Source organism: Porphyromonas somerae DSM 23386, assembly GCF_000372405.1.
Classification (GTDB): domain Bacteria; phylum Bacteroidota; class Bacteroidia; order Bacteroidales; family Porphyromonadaceae; genus Porphyromonas_A; species Porphyromonas_A somerae.
On record NZ_AQVC01000016.1, the window covers coordinates 1 to 22,780 of the forward strand.

Annotated in this window: 18 protein-coding genes, 4 tRNA genes and 1 pseudogene; 21 read left to right on the forward strand and 2 right to left on the reverse strand. The window is 46.8% G+C overall.

The window, feature by feature from the left end:
* The 9 genes and pseudogenes from A3GK_RS11860 to A3GK_RS0104395 all read left to right on the forward strand — a co-directional run.
* Positions 1-150, forward strand: a pseudogene (locus A3GK_RS11860) (IS256 family transposase); the annotation flags it as partial.
* Between the two features lie 19 nt (positions 151-169).
* Positions 170-1,855, forward strand: a complete 1,686-nt coding sequence (locus tag A3GK_RS0104360; protein ID WP_018028261.1) for a RagB/SusD family nutrient uptake outer membrane protein — start codon at positions 170-172, stop codon at positions 1,853-1,855.
* A complete protein-coding gene (locus tag A3GK_RS0104365) occupies positions 1,842-2,771 on the forward strand; it encodes a hypothetical protein (RefSeq protein WP_155799430.1) in 930 nt (309 codons plus the stop codon). The genes A3GK_RS0104360 and A3GK_RS0104365 overlap by 14 nt, the downstream gene beginning before the upstream one ends.
* Positions 2,772-3,047: 276 nt before the next feature.
* Positions 3,048-3,419 carry an FtsL-like putative cell division protein gene (locus A3GK_RS11425; protein ID WP_155799431.1) on the forward strand — a complete coding sequence of 124 codons (372 nt, stop codon included), beginning with the start codon at positions 3,048-3,050 and terminating at the stop codon, positions 3,417-3,419.
* Positions 3,419-5,602: a penicillin-binding protein gene (locus tag A3GK_RS0104375; RefSeq protein WP_018028264.1), complete on the forward strand. Its 2,184-nt coding sequence runs from the start codon at positions 3,419-3,421 to the stop codon at positions 5,600-5,602. Before A3GK_RS11425 ends, A3GK_RS0104375 begins: the two co-directional genes overlap by 1 nt.
* Positions 5,603-5,605: 3 nt before the next feature.
* On the forward strand, positions 5,606-7,081 hold the full coding sequence (locus A3GK_RS0104380) for a UDP-N-acetylmuramoyl-L-alanyl-D-glutamate--2,6-diaminopimelate ligase (protein WP_018028265.1): 1,476 nt from the start codon (positions 5,606-5,608) through the stop codon (positions 7,079-7,081).
* Entirely contained in the window at positions 7,081-8,343 is a 1,263-nt protein-coding gene (gene mraY, locus A3GK_RS0104385; RefSeq protein ID WP_018028266.1) for a phospho-N-acetylmuramoyl-pentapeptide-transferase, read from the forward strand. The genes A3GK_RS0104380 and mraY overlap by 1 nt, the downstream gene beginning before the upstream one ends.
* Positions 8,344-8,355: 12 nt before the next feature.
* Positions 8,356-9,702: a UDP-N-acetylmuramoyl-L-alanine--D-glutamate ligase gene (gene murD / locus A3GK_RS0104390; RefSeq protein WP_018028267.1), complete on the forward strand. Its 1,347-nt coding sequence runs from the start codon at positions 8,356-8,358 to the stop codon at positions 9,700-9,702.
* Between the two features lie 88 nt (positions 9,703-9,790).
* Positions 9,791-9,997 carry a winged helix-turn-helix domain-containing protein gene (locus A3GK_RS0104395; protein WP_018028268.1) on the forward strand — a complete coding sequence of 69 codons (207 nt, stop codon included), beginning with the start codon at positions 9,791-9,793 and terminating at the stop codon, positions 9,995-9,997.
* Between the two features lie 574 nt (positions 9,998-10,571).
* Here A3GK_RS0104395 and A3GK_RS0104400 read toward each other — a convergent pair.
* Positions 10,572-10,645, reverse strand: a tRNA-Asp gene (locus tag A3GK_RS0104400).
* Positions 10,646-10,742: 97 nt separating this feature from the next.
* On the reverse strand, positions 10,743-11,822 hold the full coding sequence (locus A3GK_RS0104405) for a DUF4253 domain-containing protein (RefSeq protein WP_026161718.1): 1,080 nt from the start codon (positions 11,820-11,822) through the stop codon (positions 10,743-10,745).
* Positions 11,823-11,940: 118 nt separating this feature from the next.
* On the opposite strand from A3GK_RS0104405, the gene A3GK_RS0104410 reads away from it, so the two are divergent.
* The 12 genes from A3GK_RS0104410 (at position 11,941) to A3GK_RS0104465 (ending at position 22,730) form a co-directional block, all read left to right on the forward strand.
* Positions 11,941-12,384 (forward strand): radical SAM-associated putative lipoprotein, encoded by a 444-nt coding sequence (locus A3GK_RS0104410; RefSeq protein ID WP_018028269.1) that lies wholly within the window; start codon positions 11,941-11,943, stop codon positions 12,382-12,384.
* Positions 12,384-12,641 (forward strand): hypothetical protein, encoded by a 258-nt coding sequence (locus tag A3GK_RS0104415; protein WP_018028270.1) that lies wholly within the window; start codon positions 12,384-12,386, stop codon positions 12,639-12,641. Before A3GK_RS0104410 ends, A3GK_RS0104415 begins: the two co-directional genes overlap by 1 nt.
* Positions 12,641-13,753: a TIGR04133 family radical SAM/SPASM protein gene (locus tag A3GK_RS0104420; protein ID WP_018028271.1), complete on the forward strand. Its 1,113-nt coding sequence runs from the start codon at positions 12,641-12,643 to the stop codon at positions 13,751-13,753. The genes A3GK_RS0104415 and A3GK_RS0104420 overlap by 1 nt, the downstream gene beginning before the upstream one ends.
* Positions 13,754-13,845: 92 nt before the next feature.
* On the forward strand, positions 13,846-14,781 hold the full coding sequence (locus A3GK_RS0104425; protein WP_018028272.1) for a restriction endonuclease: 936 nt from the start codon (positions 13,846-13,848) through the stop codon (positions 14,779-14,781).
* Between the two features lie 370 nt (positions 14,782-15,151).
* Complete coding sequence (locus A3GK_RS0104430) at positions 15,152-15,466, forward strand: hypothetical protein (protein WP_018028273.1); 315 nt, start codon at positions 15,152-15,154, stop codon at positions 15,464-15,466.
* A gap of 71 nt (positions 15,467-15,537) precedes the next feature.
* Positions 15,538-15,621, forward strand: a tRNA-Leu gene (locus A3GK_RS0104435).
* Between the two features lie 26 nt (positions 15,622-15,647).
* Positions 15,648-15,733 (forward strand) — tRNA-Leu (locus tag A3GK_RS0104440).
* Positions 15,734-16,065: 332 nt separating this feature from the next.
* Positions 16,066-16,137: transfer RNA gene (locus tag A3GK_RS0104445), tRNA-Met, on the forward strand.
* 413 nt (positions 16,138-16,550) lie between these two features.
* Positions 16,551-17,831, forward strand: a complete 1,281-nt coding sequence (eno, locus tag A3GK_RS0104450) for a phosphopyruvate hydratase (RefSeq protein ID WP_018028274.1) — start codon at positions 16,551-16,553, stop codon at positions 17,829-17,831.
* 351 nt (positions 17,832-18,182) lie between these two features.
* Entirely contained in the window at positions 18,183-18,998 is an 816-nt protein-coding gene (locus A3GK_RS0104455) for a GLPGLI family protein (RefSeq protein WP_018028275.1), read from the forward strand.
* A gap of 285 nt (positions 18,999-19,283) precedes the next feature.
* Complete coding sequence (locus A3GK_RS0104460; protein WP_026161720.1) at positions 19,284-20,099, forward strand: GLPGLI family protein; 816 nt, start codon at positions 19,284-19,286, stop codon at positions 20,097-20,099.
* Between the two features lie 24 nt (positions 20,100-20,123).
* Positions 20,124-22,730 carry a hypothetical protein gene (locus A3GK_RS0104465; RefSeq protein WP_018028277.1) on the forward strand — a complete coding sequence of 869 codons (2,607 nt, stop codon included), beginning with the start codon at positions 20,124-20,126 and terminating at the stop codon, positions 22,728-22,730.
* The last annotated feature ends 50 nt before the right edge of the window (positions 22,731-22,780 follow it).

Here is a 22,780-nt window from a genome sequence, read left to right on the forward strand (position 1 = left end):
TTTAATCGGCAAATAAAGAAAGGAGCGACATATAAATGCGCCTTTCCAAGTGTTGATTCTGCACTTCATCTGGTAGGGAGCATCGCCCTTAATTCCTCCTATTTAGGGAGGCGAATAGGTGATCTGATAGGTGGTCTGAAGAAGCTATAACATCCATAAAGAGAACGAGATGTGCTTTACTTCCCAACACAAAGCTATCAACCAAAAAGAATACGGCAAGGCGGTGTCTCCGCTGCGCTACGACAGCCTTGCCTTAATTCTTTCTTGCTCTATCTTTGTTGTTTATGGGAAGCAAAGCGAAAAAAATAAGTACATTTGCAGTTCAAAGAGGCATTCTGCCTTACACACTTTTTGGGATACTACCCGTTCAAATGACTTAGCCTACATTCACACAGCAGATGATCTAGACGAGTTACTTATCGGCTCTTGCTACCTATCCGTAGCACCCACCACACCACGAAAATATGAGAGCTATTACTTCTCATACCTTCAATATATGGCCGATGAGACGGAGGAGTTGATTGGCAATACCCGCTATAATCCAGAAGCGAATATTCGTCCTCGTGTATTTGGATATTACACGTGGCAACAGCATGTGGGTGATGCTTTTGATGGTCTTAAAAGCTACAAGGAGAGCATCGATTGGCTAAGAGTATACAATCATATCCTCACCCTTAATATTGTATTAGATGAAGCCGAACGAATTGACACTCCCACAGTGGCAGATCAAAACCGTATCAAGCGAATAAAAGCTGAAGCACACTTTCTGCGTGCTGCCTATTATTTTCAATTGGTCAACCTCTATGCTCTGCCCTATGCTCCAGAAAATCTAGATAAGCCAGGTGTGCCCCTCAAGGAATCACACTTCATCGAAAAAAAGAAGTTTACACGTGCCACCATTTCTGAAGTATATGCCCTAATATCCAACGATCTAAGCTTGGCTATAAAGGAGATTGAAGGGCAACCGACACGCTCGCTATATCGAATATCAGAGGCAGGAGTAATACTCTTTGCTTCAAGAGTGGCACTTTATATGCAAGATTGGCAGAGAGCTGAAGAGTATGCCTCAAAAGCATTGAGCCTACATCCCACTCTTTACAACCTCAATGCTTTGGGAGTGGATAGCTACTTCTTTTCGGTTGATAACCCCGAGCTAATTTTTAGCATGGGGGGAGGGTTAGTATGCGCAGAGATGGGTAGTAGCTCACCCATTGGAGGCTTCTCTGTCTCAAAAGAATTATATCAACTATACAATAAGGACGACTTACGTGGCACCCGCTTTATCGAACGTATCAAAGTCAAAGGAGCACAGCCAAATGGCTACCAACTAAGGGCATGTAAGACAACGCCAAAACTTATGGGAAAGAGCGAGGTGTCCGATGTATTTGTGCTTCGTAGTGCAGAGATATATCTCAATCTAGCAGAAGCTTTGGCAATGCAAGGCAAAAGTGCAGAAGCCGTGCAACTTCTTAAACAACTACACCAAAATCGCTACAAGGTTGGAGCAGCATTACCCGATATTGACACCTCCCCAAAAGGATTAATAAACGAAATCCGCAAAGAAAGACGAATGGAACTCTGCTTTGAGAGTCAACGATGGTTTGATATTCGTCGTTACCGCGTTCAATCTCAATCCCCAGAGAAGATAGAGCTGACCCACACCTACACTATATACAAAAAAGAGGGCAGAAATAGCTTCCCTGATATCACTTACTTCTATACACTTCCGGCTAACGAAGATGAGGGATATGTATTACCCCTACCTCGCGAAGAACGTACTTTCAATGATATTATTCAAGATAATCCACGCATTGAGCGCAAACCAACTAAAATAATTCAACATGAGACCAAATAGTTATTCACACATCGCCATTTTCCTGTTACTTGCGTTATCAGTAGCTTGCTGCAACAAAGAACACATGATGGTTGAGATTGCCCCTGAGATAAATCTCTTTGCTCCTGATGATACTGACCACTCGCCAGAAGCGACACTTCGACGTTCATTTTACGAGCAAACCGGAGCCTACTTGCTCTTCAACGACACGCTCAAACGTGAAGATCGCAGTCGAGTGCTCAGCATCCCTTACAACGTCACGATAACAGGAAGTGACTACTACGAGGCACAACTCTATCGTCTAAAGTATTTGACTACAATAGGTCAGCGAACTGAGGCTACAAACTTCATCCAAAACAATGTAGCAAAGTATGTCAGCAAAAAGGCGATGCCTTACTCAGTATTATTAGTGGATACGATTATAGCCTACCCTTATGATAGAGTATTAAATACTTACAATATGGAGAAGCCCAACAATAAGAAAATCACAGTCTTTGGTATGCAGACGCTAGCTATAGCACATTTAAGCGACATTGGCACAAAAAACCAAGAAGAGCAAAAGAAATTAGCACGAACCATTCTAAATAATATGGTTAATGAAATAATGAGTCACACGCCTGAAAAAGACTTAGCCTCTTTCTATGCCATCAGTGCACCTTATTACGACAAATCATTTTCGAAAGAAGAGGGCAATCTACCAAACGTCAAAGATATGCGTGAATTAGGATTTATCAAGTGCTATCGCTTCAAACCTGATTACATGTCTTTTTATCCAGCTGAGAGAGACTTAAAAACCTTCCTTAAAGTATTACTAGACACGCCAGAAGCTGAATGGCGAAGTAAAAACAAGGAGTTTCCTTTAGTCATTCAAAAGTTTGAGCTCCTCAATCAGATCATAGAAAAGAGAGGAATAAGCCTAGCATACTTGAATATGTAATGACTATCGCACAAAGCTAATCACCGTCGTATAACAGTTTCTCCAATGGGTGTAGGCACGACGGAGGGCGTCCCAGTAGCTACGTTGCTGGAGGGGTTGTCCGTCGAGTGCTATGGTCTCCTTTGCCAGAAGGTAGTGCTCAGAGGGCTTAGTGACCGGCTCTCCTTTTTGGTTTTTCGGCTCTGTATCTATTTGTTTTTGTGGGGGTGGGTTATCAAAAAATTGGTAAGTTTGTGGTTGAATAGAGTGGCTATCACGGAGAGCAGTTTTTTGGGAATGGAAGTAGATAAAGAGGAGTACACACCTCAGCAAGGTGGGGTAGAGGATCGCAAAGCTTTTGTCAATAAGTTTTGGGACTTTGTGGAGGGGCATATCTTGGAGCGTGCCTTCAATGGTCGTATGATCGCATGGATTGTGGCGATTGCCCTCTATGCGGTGGTCCAGGTGGCGTACAACTACTCTGCGATGCGTAAGATCCGTATGATCTCCACGAATAATACCACGCTACAGGACCTCCGGATGGAGCATATCACCCTCTCTACTGAGCTGATGAATGATAGCCGTATCACTAGTATTGAAGAGAGGGTGGAGGCGGCAGGGCTATCGATCTGCACGCCCACCACAGCACCTATAGAGATTGAGAAGTAATGACGGGCGAGGATCTACGAGAGAAGTCGCGGCAACGCAATAGCTTACAGCGGACAAAGCGAATCCACAAGGGGTGGGAGCTCTACATGAAGTTTGGACTCGTCCTCCTTTTGCTAGGGGTGGTGGTACTAGTAAAAGTAGTCATTACCTCTACCGTGCAGGCGAAGCAGTGGGAGGCACTGGTTCGCTATGCTGGGAAGTCGCGGAGTGCCATTGACCCCCTTCGGGGCAATATCTACAGTGACCAAGATGTGCCGGTGGCGATTACGGTGCCAAGGTACGAGGTAGCTCTTGACATGGGAAGTGACTCCTTTGATGGAGAGTTTTTTGAAGCTGGAGTGCAAGAACTCTGCGAGGGGCTTGCAGAGGTAGTTGGGGGGCAGTCGGCTGCTAGCTACAAGCAGGGGCTTTTGCGAGCTCGCCAGAAGTGCTCGAAGTACTATCGCCTATTTGGTTCGCGTGAGCTCTCCTATACCGAGCTTCAGGCACTGTTGGAGCTCCCCTTCTTCAAGGGTCGTTCCAGGTATCGCTCGGGCTTGATCACCACGAAGTATATCCGCAGGGAGCACCCCTATGGCAATCTTGCCTTCCGTACCATTGGGCGAATCATGAATGAGCCCGACTCCTTGGGTATGACGCACGGCAATAGCGGGTTGGAGATGAGGTTTGACTCCCTCCTCTGTGGCAAAGCAGGAGTGAATCGCTGGGTGCGGGTGCCCCCACGGTGGGAGCCAGTGGAGGAGGTGCCTGCCACCAATGGAATGGACGTCTATACCACGCTCAATGTGGATATTCAGGATATCGCCGAGAAGGCACTCCGTCGTAAACTGGTGGAGGTGGATGCCGATTGGGGCTGTGTGGTGGTGATGGAAGTGGCTACTGGAGCGGTGAAAGCTCTAGCCAATCTGGATCGTATGGGCGAGGGAAACTATATGGAGCGAACCAATCATGCTCTAGCCGACCTGATTGAGCCCGGCTCTACTTTCAAAGCGATCTCCATGCTGGGGGTACTGGATCGGAAGGGTGTGAACCCACAGGATACCGTGGATGTGGGGAATGGTCTCTACACCATCGGCCGAGGGCTTACAATCCGTGACCACAATGCTCATAAAGGGGGATATGGCAAGATTACCTACAATGAGGCGATCTACTTCTCCTCCAATGTAGGAGTGGCAAAGGCGGTCCTGAAGACCTACGGCGACGACCGTCAGGGCTATTTGGATGAATTGAATAAGATGACGATCTTTGACCAGATAGACTTTGAGATCCCAGGCACTGCCCGCCCACGCTTCCAGCAAGATGTAGAGAAGTGGTCCAATAGTACGATGCCGTGGAGCTCTTATGGCTATGAGATATTAATGCCACCAATCTACACGCTTCGCTTCTACAATGCCGTGGCAAATGGGGGTAAGATGATGGAGCCCTACCTAGTTCGCGAGGTAAGTAGCGGTGATAAGATTGGTTACAAGCGAGAGCCCAGGGTGGTGAATAAGCAGATCGCATCGTCTAAGGCGATTGAGGAGCTTCAACTGATGCTCCGTGGTGTGGTGACGGAGGGTACGGGAACAGCTATGAACTCTCCCTATGTCTCTATTTCGGGTAAGACAGGTACGGCTCAACGACTTGGTGGAGGTACCTTTAAAGGAGCAGGGCACAACGTAACCTTCTGTGGCTACTTTCCAAGTGAGCGACCACTCTATAGCTGTATTGTAGTAGTGAGCCGTCCGAGAGGCGTTTACCCTTCGGGTTCTATCCCAGGGGCAGTGCTTCGTGAAATTGCGGAGAAGACCATCGCCACTTCCTACACCCAGTCGCTTGGTGAGGTGCTTCCCGATTCTTTAGCCACCTTTGGCCAGAGGGTGCTGGGCGGTACCACTGAGGGGGTGAAGCATGCGATTAAGTATACAGGAGCAAAGGTAGATCAATTACATAGCAGTGGGACGGAGTGGCTATCGCACCAAGGGGGGGATAGCCTACAGATACTAAGTGCACTCAAACCAGAGGTGGGCACGATGCCCGACCTTATGGGGATGAGTGTGATGGATGCCCTCTACCTTGCCGAAAAAATGGGGCTAGATGTTCGGCTCAATGGACAAGGAGGAGTGGTAAAACAGCAATCAATCCATAAGGGAGGAAGGACAAAGCAAGGACAGTTATTAATATTGACGCTACGCAACGAGTAGAGTATGAAACTAGATAGATTGATGAAAGGAATCGCCCACGATGTAGTGTCGGGCGAACTAGATAAGGAGATTCGGCAGATTACGGCCGACTCAAGAGTGGTGGAGGAAGGCATGCTCTTTGTGGCACTCCGTGGAACGGTCACGGATGGTCACGACTTTATTGATATGGCTATCGAGAAGGGAGCTTCCGCTATCCTATGTGAGGAGGTGCCTCAAGAGCGAAAGGAAGGGATCACTTACCTCCGTGTGGAGCATACCGATGTGGTGATCGGTGAAGTGGCTGCCAACTTTTACGACCACCCTTCCCGTAAACTCAAGTTGGTAGGGGTGACAGGGACCAATGGTAAGACAACTATTGCGACACTCCTTTACCGCCTATTCTCCCACTTGGGTCATAAGAGTGGTTTGGTATCAACAGTCTGTGTGATTGTGGATGGGGAGGAGATCCCAAGTAAGCTCACCACTCCTGATGCTCTCACCCTTCAGAGGTACCTCTGGCAGATGGTAGAGGCAGGCTGCGAGTATGCCTTTATGGAGGTCTCTTCGCACGCCGTGCATCAGCACCGTATCGGAGGCACCTATTTCAGGGGAGGTATCTTTACCAACCTCACTAGAGACCACCTTGATTATCACGGTACCTTCCTCAATTACCTCCACGCAAAGCAAGGCTTCTTCGATGGACTGCCCAAAGAGGCTTTTGCCCTCACCAACTTCGATGAAACCAATGGTATGGTGATGGTGCAAAATAGCGTGGCAGAAGTGCATACCTACGCTATCAAGCGTGATGCCGACTTTAAGGGAAAGATACTCGAGCAACACCTAGATGGTACCGATATGCTTTTTAATAGCCACGAGGTCTATACACGCCTAGTGGGGAGCTTCAATGCCTACAATATGTTGGCGATATTTGGGGCGGCTATTTTGCTCGGACAGCCTGAGGAGGAGGTGCTGAGAGAGATGAGTCGGCTCACCCCAGTGGATGGTCGCTTTCAGACCGTCACAGCACCCAAGGGGTATGTGGCTGTGGTTGATTATGCCCATACGCCCGATGCTCTCGCCAATGTGCTGGGGACGATTCAGGAGCTACAAAAGCACCACGGCGGTCGTATCATCTCAGTGGTTGGTGCGGGAGGTAATAGAGATGCTGGCAAGCGGCCCATTATGGCCGCTACCACAGCCAAACTCTCAGATATCGTAATCCTCACTTCGGATAACCCTCGTCGCGAAGATCCCGAGCAGATCATCGACCAGATGATGGAGGGGCTCGATGAGGAGATGAAGCGGCGTACGCTCCGGATCACTAGCAGAAGAGATGCGATCCGCACCGCCTGTACGATGGCGATGCCTAGCGATGTGATCCTCATTGCCGGTAAGGGGCATGAGACCTATCAGGAGGTGAATGGCGTTCGCCACCACTTTAGTGATATCGAGGAGGTAGAGAAGATCATCGAAGGGGAGAAAGGAGGAGCTACTCACTGATGCTTTACTACCTATTTGAGTCGCTCAATGCACAAGGTGTCCCAGGAATGGGTGCCTTTACTTATATCTCTACTCGCGCGGCCCTTGCCCTTATCGTTAGTCTACTGATCAGCACATTGATCGGAAGTAAGATCATCGATTGGTTACGGAGTAAGCAGATGTCGGATGCCATTCGTCCCCTTGATATTGAGGGGCAGATGGCAAAGGTTGGGACCCCCACTATGGGTGGTATCATCATCATCATTGCCATTATTATCCCCACACTGCTTTTCAATAAGCTCAATAATCTCTACATTATCTTGATGCTAGTCACCACAGTATGGCTGGGAGCCCTTGGCTTTGCCGATGACTATGTGAAGGTGTTTAAGAAGAATAAAGAGGGTATCCACGGCCGTTACAAGCTCATAGCTCAACTAGGGCTAGGGGTGTTGGTGGCTCTGGTACTGATGACTAGTCCAGCGGTGGTGATTAAGGAAAACGTAGCCACCGAGACGGTCAATAAGGAGCTAGTGGTGAAGCACTCCGAAGTGGAGACAAAAAGCACCAAGACCACGATTCCCTTTGTGAAGAATAACAATCTAGACTATAGCGACCTAGCCAAGAATCTTGGACTGAAGCAGAATGCCAAACTCTTTACCCTGATACTCGTGACGCTCATCTTTGTATTCATCGTGATGGGCGTCTCCAATGCAGCCAACCTCACCGATGGACTAGATGGCTTAGCTGCTGGCTCCTCGGCGATTATCGGAGTAGCGCTCGGGATATTTGCCTACGTCAGTTCGCACATAGAGATGGCGAGCTACCTCAATATTATGTTTATCCCTGGAGCGGAGGAGCTGGTGGTCTATGCCGCTTCATTTATCGGTGCCACCGTTGGCTTCCTTTGGTACAATTCCTACCCCGCACAGGTCTTTATGGGCGATACTGGTAGCCTTACCCTCGGCGGAATTATAGCAGTATATGCGATCATCATTCGTAAGGAGTTGCTCCTTCCTATCCTTTGTGGAGTATTTATGGTAGAGGCGCTTTCGGTGATTATCCAAACCGCCTACTTTAAGTACACAAAGCGAAAGACTGGTACCGGCCGAAGGGTATTCAAGATGAGCCCACTGCACCACCATTTCCAGAAACCAGCTGGAGTGATCGACGCAGTGATCCAAAAGCCTACTCGACCTATTGCTGAGGCAAAGATTACGGTTCGTTTTTGGTTGATTGGGATTCTCCTTGCAGTGCTCACCATTGTGACGCTCAAACTTAGATAAGTCATCATTATTATGAAGTGCAATTTACTTGTTTTGGGTGCTGGAGAGAGTGGCGTGAGTGCTGCCCTTTTGGCACAAGAAAAGGGGTATCGACCCTTTGTGTCGGACTCAGGTACCATTCGCCCAGAGATGAAAGCAGTGCTGACAAAGGCGGCAGTGCCCTATGAGGAGGGCGGGCATCAACTCCCCTATCTGCAGGATACAGAAGATGTGATTAAGAGCCCTGGTATTCCCGATAGTGCTGAGGTGGTTCGCCGTTGTGAGGCACTTGGGTTACCGATCCTCTCGGAGATTGAGTTTGCTGCTCGTTACACTACGCCCAAGCAGTTAATCTCTATCACTGGTAGTAATGGCAAAACCACCACTACTACGCTGATTGACCTTGCCCTACGTGCTGCAGGAGTGCAGAGTGTAGCGTGTGGCAATATCGGAGATTCCTTGGCTCGGGAGGTGATGGAGGGGGGTGCCGACGTTTATACTATGGAGCTGAGTAGCTTTCAGCTAGATCATATGTACCGCACCCATAGCCATATTGCCCTTTTACTTAATATCACACCCGACCACCTCGATAGGTACGACCACCAATTGATCAATTATGCTCGTGCCAAGTGGAGAGTGTTTCAAAATCAAGGAGCAGGTGACTATGCCATCATCAATGCAGATGACCCGCATATTGCAGAGCTTCAACAAGAGGCGCCTTTGCAGGCAGAGTTTGTCAAGACCTTTTCTACTCGCAATCCCAAGGCCTCTGCCTACTTTGATGGCCAATTGATTCGCTTCGAGGGGGGTGTCACTTACGACTACACCCAGTTCCTCCTCAAGGGCCAGCACAATGCCGAGAATATTATGGCGGTGGGGCTAGCACTTCAGGCATATGGCGTGGATATTGATCGGCAAGAGGTGAGGAAATGCCTATCCACTTTCGGAGGTGTTCGCCACCGCACTCAGCTGGTCGGTACGTGGCATGGAGTTACCTTTATCAATGACTCCAAAGGTACCAACCTCGATGCTACAGCCCACGCTCTTGGTGCGATGCCCGATGCCAAGACGGTGCTGCTGCTCGGAGGTACCGATAAGGGTAACGACTATTCGCTTATTTTCGACCTGGTAAAGTCAAAGGCGAAGGCACTTATTTTCCTTACCCTAGATACCGATAAACTGCATCGTAGTTTTGATTGCCTCGGACTTCCCACCACCGTGGCACATAGTATGGCAGAGGCTTTTGAGCAGATAACAACACTGGATTTATCTGAGGGCGATGTGGTCTTGCTCTCTCCTGCATGTGCCAGTTTTGACCTGTTCAAGAACTATGAAGATCGAGGCGATCAATTTATTGATGCCTTTGAAGCTTTATCATAATGGCACCCTTTATTTTGCTATTTTGCTGATAATAGGTACATTTGCAACGAAAGAGGTAGGTAATTAATGCTAACTTATAGGAGGAAAGATGATGATTGAACAGATTGGAACCAATGCAGGGCTCGTATGGCATGCCCTGAGTGATAGTAAGAAGCCATTGACCGTAAAGGAGATCCAAAAGAAAGCTGGTATACGTACCCAAGATGAAGTGCGCTTTGCACTCGGGTGGCTAGCCAAGGAGGATAAGGTAACCTTTGATGGTTGCGATAAAGATTGCAAAATCTCTCTCCGCTAGGCTTTAGAAGTTTACTGGATATAGTGAGAGCCGATACTAGGCACCCTCTTCATTAGGGTACCTAGTATCGGCTCTCTGTTTTTACTCAAAGGGGCAAAAAACACTCACGTGCAAGAGACCCGAGAGTGAATTGAGACTGTTGCACGAAGTGCCATTCTCGCACATTTGACGCAAATGTGCTGAGACTTTGAACGGAGGATGATATGCAAGGCCTGAGGATGAGGGCAAGGTGCACGCAGGGCACCAAGGCCCTAACGGGCTGAAGGGAGCGTACTAACGTACGTGACCGAAGCCGAATTCCGAAAGCAACGTAGCAGATCGCCTTCGTGCAACATTCTCGAATTGCGAAAGTATCGGAGTCAGCTAGTCTTTGTGCAATGAGAAATGGGAGTGAAACTGCGATCGCAGCTTGATGAAAGTTGAGTTGCAACTAAGCGTTTGCTTAGTTGCAACTCGTCATTTGCTTAGTTGCAACTCGTCATTTGCTTAGTTGCAACTCAGTTTTTGCCCCTATAATAAGACAAAAAGAAAAAGGTGCTAAAGCGTTGAGATCAACACTTTAACACCTAATCTGCGGTATGGACGGGACTCGAACCCGCGACCCCCTGCGTGACAGGCAGGTATTCTAACCAGCTGAACTACCACACCGTGCTTTAGCCGTTGTTGTTATGGCTTTGCTCGGCAAAGATAGCAAGGATTTTTCAATCCACCAAATATTGCCACGAAAAAGTTTTTATTTTGTCGCCTAATCCCACCAGCAGTACCAGATATGCGACTTGTGTAGGTGCGATGCTAGGGAGGGTAGATTGGTCTCTACAGTGTCTTGGGCGTAGGCAAATACATTCTTGGCTAGGGAGGTAGTGTCTCCCATAGGGGGGTAGGGGGTGTAGTACAGAACGGAGTCACTAGCGATCTTAATTACCACTGCTCCATACGATTCGTACCAATATCGGGCAATCTGAGCATGTTCCTCTGCCGTGGGGCATTCGTTCCAACCGCCATAAGAAAGATAAGTAAATACCTGCCAAGGCTCTTTTATCGGCATCTCTACTAAGATTGGTGTGCTGAGAAAAGTGAATTCTTTTGGGCAATCAGATTCAAATACCTCGCCATTTACCAGTTCTTTCCACGCATTAGCGCCCTCCTCCCCATTCGTCAGGTAGCTCTTTTTGAGCTCCTCAAACCTGCGCTGGAGTATCTGTTGCCCATTATTTTCAGTGGAGTTGAGTAGTTTCGCCCGCCACTGCTGGAGCTTCACCTCGTCGTACCACTCAGAGAGCTCATCCAGGTAGTCAAAGAAGTCACCATATATCGACTCCAGTAGCACTGGGTAGTAGCCACTCACTTTCCAATTTTTGTATTTCTCCAGCCAAAGGTTCTTAACCTCCTCTTCAGTTAAATTAAGGTCCAGCTGAGATACCTTGCAATCCTTAAGAAGTGTCTTGATCCTCTCAAAAAACTTCTCTTGCGATTCCTGTTCAACAGCATAGTCCGTTTGATTTTTTCGTGCGATCTTTAAACCTTTCGCAGAGGTATAGTAATTCCATCCTGCTAGAGCAAAGAAAACTAGCGTGGAGTAGATCTGCTGGTGATTCATTAGCCGTAAGATGATGAGCAACATAACTAATATCGTGATTATGCCCCAAACGATCATCTGTCTAAGCAGAATACGGCTTGCCGTTTCCCAATCATTGGCTTTGATGCTCTCCTGAAGCTTTTGCCCCAGTTGATTAGAGGCCTTCTTTTTGCGTTGGTGGAGAAAGGAGACGACGAATATAACCACTGCTGCTATCGCAACAAACAGGAAAAGTTGAGTCTGATCCATTTCAAATAAATCTATTATGTATTCACAAAGGTAATAAGAGGTTACGATATTTGGTGAAGCGACGAAATATTTCTATCTTGCTGAAAAATCAAGAGCTACTTAAAGTGGATATTAAGTTATGAAGAAAGTGGTTGTATCATTACGGGCTTTACTCTCTGCTGGAGCCACCGCATTGCTGGGGGCTTTAGGCTTTTCGAGCTGTGCCGAGAATATCAATAATGGCATGGCAGAGTATGGCACGCCTACCGTACAGTATAAGCTCAAGCTAAAGGTGACCGACCAAGCAGATCAGCCTATCCCGGGACTTTCACTTAAAGCTATTGGCCAGAGCAAGACAAGTGATGCGGAAGGAAAAGCATTGATAGAGGGGCGGGATACAGGATTTTACAAAGACCACGAAATAGTGGTAGAGGTGAAAGATATCGATGGCGATGCCAATGGTGTTGTGAAGGATGAGGTGAAGCATATCGCCATATCCAAGAGCGACTTTACCAGTCATCAACCTAAAGGGTGGCTGAATGGCACTGTGGAGAAGGAGATCAATCTAAAAGTGGAGCGATAATGAAAAGAAAGTATCGCCAAGTGAGGGTAAAGCTGGCCGCAGGCACATTGATACTGCTCGGTGGACTAGGTGTGGCAGGTTGTAAGACTAGCCAAAAAGTAGAGCCCACCCCTAGAGAGCGGGCGAGGGAGGCGTTGCGGCTCGACTCTATTCCCGACCGTTATCCCGAAGCTGTGGCGATGTATGGCACTCCCTACCGAGAGTTTCAAGAGCAAAAACAAGTACCTACTCAACCAAAGAAAAAGAAGGATAAGTGATGTCGCTTCTCTTTCCACAAAAACAACCCTCGCTGGAGCCGACTCTGAAGCAAAGACTTGCTCTCAATGCCCATCGGGTACTTCGAGACGAGGCGATCAGAGAGCATCAGATGACCACTCTCTTTTGGGAGTGTACTCTGCGGTGCAACCTCCATTGTGCCCATTGTGGTAGCGATTGTAGAGTAGAGAGTGGGGTGGAGGAGCTGAGTGTGGAGGAGTTTCTCGGGGTGATTGACCGACTTACCCCGCACATTGATCCGCATAAACTCTTGGTGATATTCACCGGTGGCGAAGCACTGGTGCGTAGAGATATAGAGGAGGCGGGGCTGGCACTCTACCATCGTGGTTATCCGTGGGGGATTGTGACGAATGGTATGCTCCTGGACGAGAAGCGACTTGAGAGCCTTCAACGAGCGGGCATTCATACCGCTACGGTGAGTCTGGATGGCTTTGAAGAGGTGCACAATAAGATGCGGGGGCACCCCCAGAGCTATGCACGAGCTTGGCGTGCTATCCAATTACTTTCCGAGGCAGAGGAGATTGTGTGGGACGTGGTTACTTGTGTTCATCCTTTGAATTATGATTCACTCCCTGCCCTACGCCAACAATTGATTGATCAAGGGGTAAAGCGGTGGCGGCTATTCTCCATATTCCCAGTGGGGCGTGCCGCTGAAAACTCTCAACTACAGCTCTCCGACCGACAGTATTTTGACCTGATGAACTTTATCTGCGAGACCAATGAGCAGGGCAAACTGCTTGCACAATATGGTTGCGAAGGGTACCTTGGTCGCTTTGAGGGGCGAGTGCGGGAGCAGTTCTATATGTGTCGTGCTGGGGTGAACATTGCCTCGATCCTCTGCGATGGCTCTATCAGTGCCTGCCCCAGTATCCGTTTCGATCACAAGCAAGGCAACATCCGTCACGACGACCTTTGGGAGGTGTGGCAAAATCGGTTCGAACAATACCGCGACCGTAGTTGGGCAAAACGAGGTCCGTGTGCCACCTGTAAAAGCTGGAAGAACTGCCTCGGTAATGGGATGCACCTCCGTGATGATAATGGCGACCTCTTGGTTTGCCACCTCGACCGCCTCAAGGCTGGTGCCCACCGCTAGCAAAGATGTACAATAGTTATTGTGTGGGTCTTGGGCAGCTGCACCACAATCATTTATATCTATTAATACTGTAAGTTTTTTATTCATTATTCATGATACCAAGATTTGAAGAGATTTGGATACCGGCACTGAAAGAGCTATCCTCAGGGGCTGTAGTGAGAGCTAAGGATCTACGAACTCCCTTGGCAAATTTTTTCCAATTAACGGAAGAGGAAATAAATACTATGTATCCGTCTGGAAATGGAGAAATATTTTCGGATCGCATTTCTTGGGCTTTATCGTATCTTTTTATCGCAGGACTTGTGGAAAAGCCTCAAAGAGGTGATTATAAAATCAGTAAAAATGGCTTGTCAATGCTTTCTTCATGTGCTGATGATAAGATTAATTCGTATATCAAGGAGACTGTGAATGCGAATACTTCTAAGAAGAGCACTAAAAATAAGAAAGCAATTAACGCATCTTCCCGAATAGATAATATTGATGAGCATACTCCAGAAGAAGAATTGGCAGACTCCTATAATAGGATAAAGCAGAATGTTCAATCTCAAATTCTGACTACAATTCTAAGTAAACGACCACAAGAATTTGAAAGATTAGTCGTGGAGTTACTTCAAGCAATGGGTTATGGCGGTGAGGTTAAAAACTCTGGAGTCGTTACTAAGCTCTCCAACGATGGTGGTATTGATGGTATAATTAAAGAGGATATCTTAGGTTTTAACCACATTTCTATACAAGCAAAGCGATATGCATTAGATAATAATGTTTGTCGTAATGAGATTCAGAGTTTTGTAGGTGCAGTTGCTGGAACTCCATCAAAAAAAGGAGTCTTTATTACAACCTCTGATTATACAAAAGGAGCAATTGGCTATGTAGAAAGTCTCAATGGTTCTCCAACTATTATTCTGATCAATGGGCAACAATTGTCAGAATACATCTACGATTATGGTTTGGGATTACAGACGGAAAGGGTCCTTAAAGTCATGAAGATGGATATGGACTACTGGGATGCAATGGATAACGCACTTTAACTTTTTATATAAATAAGAGAAGGTTGCACAAAGACAATCGACTTCGTTACTTTTGGTATTTGGTCTCTGTTACTTACGTCAGTATGCTACTTTCGCCTCAGTGGGTCTTGCATCTTGTTTTTTTTATAGTATCGCTTAGTAAGTTGATAGGTTGGGGTGCATTAGTTGGTCTCAGCTATGGATTGACGCATTATGCCTGCTTTCAGTGCAATAGTTTCTAAAAGGAGGAGCATGGTACAGATATTCCAATGCCAGATCCTTGTGAGTAGATCTTTTGAGATTCGGATTATTTTGAATATATTGCTACAACTGCTTAGCGTAGGTGCCGAGCAGATATTTACCCTGTGGGGAGGAGTGCAATTAATTATTTATGAGAGAGGAAGAAAGTATGATCCAACAACTTAAGGAGTGGCTGAGAGAAGGAGATTTTGCGAAAGTGCGAAAGGAGTTGGAGCCTTTGAGGAGTGCCGATATCGCCGATTGTATACTGGAGATGGAGCCGAAAGAGGTGCTGCTGGTTTTTAGTCTTCTTCCTCACCACAGTAGTAGATACCTGTGCATTATTGATTTACTTCGCACTTGCGAGCCTATTGTTGTAGCGATTTCTGCATTGAGACTATCTAAGTATTCAAGTGGCTATGATAGAGATGGAGGCCTTTACCAGAGAGTGAGGCGGATTTTCTAGCGAAACTATTTGTCTATTTCCATTATTTGTGTATCTTTGCCAACGCAATCCAAGCAATGCTCTCTACAAATGCCCAAGTGGCGGAATTGGTAGACGCGCTAGTTTCAGGTACTAGTGTCAGCAATGACGTGCAGGTTCGAGTCCTGTCTTGGGCACTAGTGATGATTGCAACGACATACAGGCGCAGGTGGCGGAATTGGTAGACGCGCTACTTTGAGGGGGTAGTATCGGTTTAACGATGTGTGAGTTCGAGTCTCATTCTGCGCACGATTTTTGTTTTTGCTATAATTTTTGTGGCTTTGGGAGTAATTCCAAAGCCATTTTTTTGCCATACTCATGCTATCTCTGTTGCTTTTTTGAGACTGTTGCACGAAGGCGATCTGCTTCGTTGCTTTCGGGATTCGGGCTCGGTCACGTACGCTAGTACGCTCCCAGCGCCCTCACCCTCAGCGCCTTGCATCTCATCCTTCGTTCAAAGTCTCAGCACATTTGATTCAAATGTGCGAGAATGGCACTTCGTGCAACATTCTCTTTTTAGAGGGAAAAGGGGCAAGGATTTGTTAGTGTCGAAAATTAATACTACCTTTGCATTTAGAAATCGCGGGGTGGAGCAGTGGTAGCTCGTTGGGCTCATAACCCAAAGGTCATAGGTTCGATCCCTATCCCCGCAACTAATTGAAAAGAGGCTAGCTTCATAAGAAGTTAGCCTCTTTTACTTTTATGAGACTGTTGCACGAAGACGATCTGCTACGCCTAGGCTTCCGTAAGGATGCCAAGGTACATAAAGTTGCTTTCGGAATTCGGCCTTGGTCACGTACGTGAGTACGCTCCCTTCGGCCCGTTAGGGTCTTGGTGCCCTACGTGCACCTTGCCCTCATCCTCAGGCCTTGCATTTCATCCTTCGTGCAAAGTCTCAGCACATTTGAAGCCAATGTGCGAGAAAGGCACTTCGTGCAACATTCTATGTGAGGGATTAATTCTATATTTTTCACTTCCTTAATCAGCGAATAGGGAATTATTTATGTATCTTTGTGGGTGAAAAGTAAGTAAGAAGGTTTATAAACTTATTAGGTAAAAAGAGATTATGGAGATTATCAGTATTCATGGACGAGAGATTCTTGACTCTCGCGGAAATCCCACGGTTGAAGTAGACGTAGCACTTGCATGTGGTGCCTTTGGTAGGGCAGCTGTGCCAAGTGGAGCTTCTACAGGCGAGCACGAGGCATTGGAGCTTCGTGATGGTGATAAGTCACGCTACCTTGGTAAGGGGGTGACAAAGGCTGTGGAGAATATCAATAATATTATTGCACCTGCTTTGATTGGTGCCGATGCAAGCAATCAACGTTTGATCGATAAGATGATGATTGATCTTGATGGTACTCCTACTAAGAGCAAGCTGGGTGCTAATGCAATCCTAGGCGTGTCACTAGCTGTGGCTAAGGCTGCTGCTGATGCACTTTGTATGCCACTTTATCGCTATATCGGTGGTACCAATGCACATATTTTGCCAGTCCCAATGATGAATATCATCAATGGTGGTAGCCACTCTGATGCCCCTATCGCATTCCAGGAGTTTATGATTCGCCCTATCGGAGCTACCAACATGAAGGAGGCAGTTCGTATGGGTGCGGAGATTTTCCATGAGCTTAAGACGGTACTTCACGATCGTGGACTTAGCTCTGCAGTAGGAGATGAGGGTGGTTTTGCCCCTGCTTTGGATGGTACTGAGGATGCTTTGGGTTGTATCCTTAAGGCTATTGATCTTGCAGGGTACAAGGCTGGTGAGCAGGTAACCATTGCTCTTGACTGTGCTTCGAGCGAGTTCTATGAGGATGGTATCTACAACTACGCTAAGTTTGAGGGATCAAATGGTGCTAAGCGTAATCGTGAGGAGCAGGTTGCTTATCTTGTAGAGCTAATCAATAAGTTCCCAATCGATTCTATTGAGGATGGTATGAGCGAGAATGATTGGGAGGGCTGGAAGCTACTTACCGAGGCTATTGGCGACAAGTGCCAGTTGGTGGGTGACGACCTCTTCGTGACCAATGTGGACTTCCTCCGCCGTGGTATCGCTGAGAGGTGTGGCAATTCTATCCTCATCAAGGTGAATCAGATCGGTACCCTTACTGAGACACTTGATGCTATTGATATGGCACACCGCCATGGCTATACTAGCGTTACGAGCCACCGCTCTGGTGAGACTGAGGATGCCACTATTGCTGATATCGCTGTGGCAACTAACTCTGGTCAGATCAAGACTGGCTCAATGAGCCGCTCTGATCGTATGGCTAAGTACAACCAGCTGATCCGTATTGAGGAGGAGCTTGGTGAGATCGCACAGTTCGGTTACCAGCGTATTAAGTAAGCTGATATATACATATAAGTAAATGGGCTAGATCATCATCGGATGGTCTAGCCCATTTCATTTACTATGTCTTTGATATCTATCGGATTAGTTTGGTGATGATGTTCTTTTAATGTATATTTGGAGAGTTAAATGATACTATGATTTTCATGTTGGTAAAGGTCTGGTGGTAGTTCTAACTTCTGTGACAGTTTTCTGCTTTTCATTATTTGCATTTGCAGATGATGTTCAAATGCATTGTGTATGGACCTCTTGTGCCGGCACCTATTGCGATGATACACTTGCTGACCAATAGTTCCTCGTTGAGTATATGGAGGCTTTTGATCAATGTTACGACTAAGTTGTAATTCTATGAAGCTAAACACATTTTTCATTCTGATGTTGCTTTTATTTGTTGCTCAACCAATTAGTGGGCAATCATTTCGAGCTATGTACGAAGGAGAAGAGGTGAACTTGTATGATGGAGAGGTCACGCGCGACCTCTTCATTCTACAGATTTCACGTGAGGGATTAAGCTCCTTTCAAAGTTATTTCACCCTACAGCGAGACTCCATCAGAGATGCTTGTGTACAGCAGGGGATAAGTACCCAAGAGACGGTGGCGAGAATGCGGTCGATACCACCAGGGACAAAGTGTAGGCTTTATTACAATTCTAGAGAAAATAAGTATACCGAAATGGATTATGGTCTCTATTACTTTAAGTCAACAGAATTTGCCAGCAAGTTGGATGTCGTATTTGAAGATTTTACAAAGGTGGTTTTAGGCTTTCATTCTGAAATGGCAAAAGCTCACTATTATGGAAGAGATTGGGTTATTTTCTATACGACAGAGATCTCGTTGCCTTATGGACCATGGAAAATAAATGGTTTGCCTGGTGTGGTTACTGAAGCCTGCTCAACTGATGGCGCGTATAGATTTCAATTAAAGGGATTTGAGGTGTCTGAAAAAGATATAGATATCACCATCCCAACAATGATGCTCAACCAAGCTGTTATAGAAGTTAGTAGTAAAGAACTTGCGTGGATTCGAAAGCAAGCGGCTTGTATGGACTTAAGGCCAATCATAAAGAAGTATTCAAAGAACTTTGATATGAGTGGAATGTATCACGATAAGATTGATCAAAGGTATCGCGAATTATCCAAGCGATACCAATATATAGAGCAATAACTTCTATGCTGAGACAATAATGGTGTCTTGAAGTGGCAATAAAAAAGACGTAAGGACACATCATTAAGAGACAAGTAGAGAATAAGTAGACTTCCTTATTGAGTCTTTAGTCTGCCAAAAGTCGGGAAACCAAAAAACAATCAATAAGCACCCGACCAAAGCAATAAAACCTAAGCCTGCGGAATTGAGGATATTGGATTGGGTTGGTGGCGATGCTTTTTTGATGTATATTTGAAGAAGTTAAATGATACTATGATTTTCATGTTGGTAAAGGCCTGATGACAAATGAAAGTATGGATATTATATTTCGCTCTGTTCTTGTGTGCCACCGCACTACCACTCTCAGCTCAGTCCTATTTTGCTTTATACGAAGGGAAGGAGGTTAATCTATATGATGGAGAGGTGTCGGAGGATCTCTTTGTCTTGCAAATTGCCCCAAATGGTGATAGTTCCTTTAGGAGTTATTATCAGGTTAAGAGGGATTCAGTAATGTATGCTGGGCTGGCAGAGGGTTTAAGAGGTTATGACCTAGTCAAAAAGATGAGGGTGTTTCCTCGTGGCGTTAAAGATCAACTCTATTACAATTCTAAGCTACAGGAGTATACGGAGCTAGTATATGGGGTCACTTTCTTTAAGACGGTGGAGAAGGCACCAAATATCAGTTATCAATTTGGTGATGACACTCAAGTGATTTGTGGGTATCCCTCCGAGGTGGCTACCGCTACACTTTATGGCCGAGAGTGGGAAGTCTATTATACCAATGAGGTACCTATTCCTTATGGACCGTGGAAGCTTATTGGGTTGCCAGGGTTGGTTACTCAGGCTCGCAGCCTTGATGGTGCTTACTCTTTCAAGCTTATTGGTTTTGAGAAAAGTGAGCACCCTTTGGAGGTAGCGGTCCCTCAAGTATTGCTCAGTAACCCTGTAGTGGAGGTTAGTAAGGATGAGCTTTTGTGGATACGTAAGCAAATTGAATGCGGTGACAGTGGTCCTGTTTCTAGGAAGTATAGCAAAGGCTATAATGATAGTGGAGTGTACCACGATAAAGTAGCTAGGCGTTTCCGCAATCTATCAAGGCGTTATCAACACATTGAGAAATAGGTGAGGTGTTAGAGGGTTAGCAAGATGAGACGGCTCTTTATACTTGTATTAGTGCTACTGACGCTCTCTGGTACAGCTCTCTGGGCACAGACGGAGCTAAGGGGCATTGTGGTGCAAAGTGACGATGGCTCGAGAGTAAGTGGTGCTATGCTGTTTCTTATCGATGCTGAGACCAAGCGGTCGCTAGCTACTTCACAGAGCGATGATGATGGAAAGTTCCTTTTTAATTGTCGTACTTCGCTAAAGGAGGGGCAGTCGCTTATCGTGAGAGGGTCACTCCTCGGATATAAGGCTTATAAGGAGGCACATTATTTTCATAAGGGGCAGGAGCTGAAGATTGTGATGGAGGCCACTTCATATCAACTTAAGGAGGTGAAAATCCATGCGCCGGCCATTAGGGAGGAGGGGGATACCATTATCTATCGCACCTCTGCCTTTGCCCAAAAGCAGGATATGACGCTCTCGCAAGTGATTGAGCGTATGCCTGGGCTCGAGGTGGTAGGGGGAGGGCAGATTCGCTTTGAGGGCAAGGCGATCAATAAGTTTTATATTGAGCAAATGGATCTCCTTGGGCGTCGCTATAGCATTGCTAGTAATAGCCTTCGCCCCGATGATGTTGCAGCGGTGGAGGTGTATCGCCAGCACGAGCCTATCCGTATGCTCTCTGAGCACTCTTTGTCGGATAGGGCGGCACTCAATATCCGACTAACGGAGCGTGCAAAGGGGCGTTGGCTTGCGTGGCTTTCGGCGGGCGTTGGGGCGGCTCCTTTGCTCTACGACTTGAATGCTCGTGCGATGAGGTTTAATGCCACGACGCAGGGAATCTATCTTGCCAAAGCCAATGACACGGGTAAGGATATGTCGGCAGAGCTCAGGGAGCAGGAGCTCTCTATGAGCCGCAAGCTTTCCTTTTCGCTTAGTCAGTTTGCATCGCTCGACTTCTATCAGAGTATGGGCGAGGTGATTAAAGATTCACCTGTGGGGAAGCGGGCTAGGGTCAATCACTCCTATGCGTTGTCCGGCAATCAATTGGTCAAGCTTGGTCAGCATCAATTCCTTCGGCTGAGTGCTACCTATCTTGATGAGCAACTTGCTTCCTCTCGGGGTGAGACGATTGAGTATACAATGCCCAATGGCGAGGTGAAGCACCTTTCGAGCGATCAGCAGTATCAGTTGCACGAACGCAGTATGGTGCTAAGTGGGGAGTACGAGCATAATGGTGATCGCTCTTTCTTCTTGAATAAGAGTAAAATAGAGCACCAGTCTAAGAGGAGTAACGACCTCCTTCGGCAAGATATGAAGGATTATAGCCAAGAGCTATCGCTCCCCTATCTCAGGGTGGAGAATAGTACGGAGTGGCTCTTCAGGGTAGGGGGTGCTCTGGTGAAGCTAGATAATGTGGCTAAGTATCTCTCTCGCCATCACTCTATGGAGATATCTCTGCCACTCTCGCAATCGGTTGCCAGTCAACTCTTTGATAATAGTTTGATGCTGGGGATTAACTGGCGGTGGGGTGCTCACCAACTCAATAATAATTTCCAATGGGATATACAGCACCATCGTATTGGTGTGGAGAGTAGTTGGCTACCCAATCGAGATACCTCTCCCTCTGACTACCTCTCAAGTAGCCTTACTTGGCAACCTGAATACAATTGGAAAGACCACGGGTGGCACATTAAGCTACAATTGCCAATTAGTTACTTCTATTTTCGCTACCCCGAGAGTCGGGAAGGCTTTGTGAAGTCGGACCCCTTGATCTCTGTGAGTAAGTTTTGGGATAATAACTTCAAGATCAATGGCTCCTACCAGCTTATTCATAATATAGTGGGTGCCGCCAAGCAGTTTTCAGGGCTTAAGCTGAGGGATTCGCGTCAGCTCTCTGAGCAGTTGCCCCGCCCTTATCAGGGTTATGGCCACTTTGCTAGGTTGGGGCTCTCCTACACAGTACCTATGACGGGCACTTCTATTATCGGAGGCGTGCACTTCTCGGAAAACCAACGACGCTACACATTATCAACGGGGCTGAAAGAGGGCTATATCATTTACAAGCAAATTGAGAAGCCATCTTCCTCAAGTCGGGTGGGTGGTAACTTACGACTCTCTCAAACCTTTTGGAAGGCCAATTTGGATGTGGCATTGCAGGGGTCGTATGACCGTACTTGGTCGGAACTCTATCTGCAACAGCAGATGTTGGCACTCCTCTCTGATAATTATGTGGGGCGTTTGGAGATGCATTACCGTCCGATTCCCGATCTTACGATTGATTACGAAGGGTCGCTGATTGGTAGTTTGGCAAAGGAGCATAGTGGTCGATTGGAGCATCTGCCAAAGTTGCTTCAGCAACGACACAAAGGGAGCCTTCTATTTTGGTTGGCAGAGAACTGGTCTACTACGCTCTCTGTTGAGTATCACCATACGTCGGAGCGGAATAGTAAATCTTATGCCGAGGCGACCTTTTTGGACTTTGGGCTAAAGTATGATACCAAGAGGTTTGGTGCGGAGCTCACCCTCTCCAATATTACCAATCAGAAAGCGTACGAGGTGATCACTATCAAGGAACCACACACCTTCCGGGCGGTAACGCCACTGAGGCCTTTTGAGGTGCTATTAAGGGTCAAATTCTCATTGTAATGAAAAAGGGGGGCAAGTCAAATGAGACTTGCCCCCTTTGGTTTACTGAC

What these genes read in the sequence shown, in the direction of transcription:
- A3GK_RS0104375 (WP_018028264.1), top strand. Translation starts at nt 3,419, where the DNA reads ATGACGGGCGAGGATCTACGAGAGAAGTCGCGGCAACGCAATAGCTTA.
- A3GK_RS0104380 (WP_018028265.1), top strand. Translation starts at nt 5,606, where the DNA reads ATGAAACTAGATAGATTGATGAAAGGAATCGCCCACGATGTAGTGTCG.
- A3GK_RS11425 (WP_155799431.1), top strand. Translation starts at nt 3,048, where the DNA reads ATGGAAGTAGATAAAGAGGAGTACACACCTCAGCAAGGTGGGGTAGAG.
- mraY (WP_018028266.1), top strand. Translation starts at nt 7,081, where the DNA reads ATGCTTTACTACCTATTTGAGTCGCTCAATGCACAAGGTGTCCCAGGA.
- A3GK_RS0104420 (WP_018028271.1), top strand. Translation starts at nt 12,641, where the DNA reads ATGTCGCTTCTCTTTCCACAAAAACAACCCTCGCTGGAGCCGACTCTG.
- A3GK_RS0104425 (WP_018028272.1), top strand. Translation starts at nt 13,846, where the DNA reads ATGATACCAAGATTTGAAGAGATTTGGATACCGGCACTGAAAGAGCTA.
- A3GK_RS0104395 (WP_018028268.1), top strand. Translation starts at nt 9,791, where the DNA reads ATGATGATTGAACAGATTGGAACCAATGCAGGGCTCGTATGGCATGCC.
- A3GK_RS0104365 (WP_155799430.1), top strand. Translation starts at nt 1,842, where the DNA reads ATGAGACCAAATAGTTATTCACACATCGCCATTTTCCTGTTACTTGCG.
- murD (WP_018028267.1), top strand. Translation starts at nt 8,356, where the DNA reads ATGAAGTGCAATTTACTTGTTTTGGGTGCTGGAGAGAGTGGCGTGAGT.
- A3GK_RS0104360 (WP_018028261.1), top strand. Translation starts at nt 170, where the DNA reads ATGTGCTTTACTTCCCAACACAAAGCTATCAACCAAAAAGAATACGGC.
- A3GK_RS0104455 (WP_018028275.1), top strand. Translation starts at nt 18,183, where the DNA reads ATGAAGCTAAACACATTTTTCATTCTGATGTTGCTTTTATTTGTTGCT.
- A3GK_RS0104410 (WP_018028269.1), top strand. Translation starts at nt 11,941, where the DNA reads ATGAAGAAAGTGGTTGTATCATTACGGGCTTTACTCTCTGCTGGAGCC.
- eno (WP_018028274.1), top strand. Translation starts at nt 16,551, where the DNA reads ATGGAGATTATCAGTATTCATGGACGAGAGATTCTTGACTCTCGCGGA.
- A3GK_RS0104415 (WP_018028270.1), top strand. Translation starts at nt 12,384, where the DNA reads ATGAAAAGAAAGTATCGCCAAGTGAGGGTAAAGCTGGCCGCAGGCACA.
- A3GK_RS0104430 (WP_018028273.1), top strand. Translation starts at nt 15,152, where the DNA reads ATGAGAGAGGAAGAAAGTATGATCCAACAACTTAAGGAGTGGCTGAGA.
- A3GK_RS0104465 (WP_018028277.1), top strand. Translation starts at nt 20,124, where the DNA reads ATGAGACGGCTCTTTATACTTGTATTAGTGCTACTGACGCTCTCTGGT.
- A3GK_RS0104405 (WP_026161718.1), bottom strand. Translation starts at nt 11,822, where the DNA reads ATGGATCAGACTCAACTTTTCCTGTTTGTTGCGATAGCAGCAGTGGTT.
- A3GK_RS0104460 (WP_026161720.1), top strand. Translation starts at nt 19,284, where the DNA reads ATGAAAGTATGGATATTATATTTCGCTCTGTTCTTGTGTGCCACCGCA.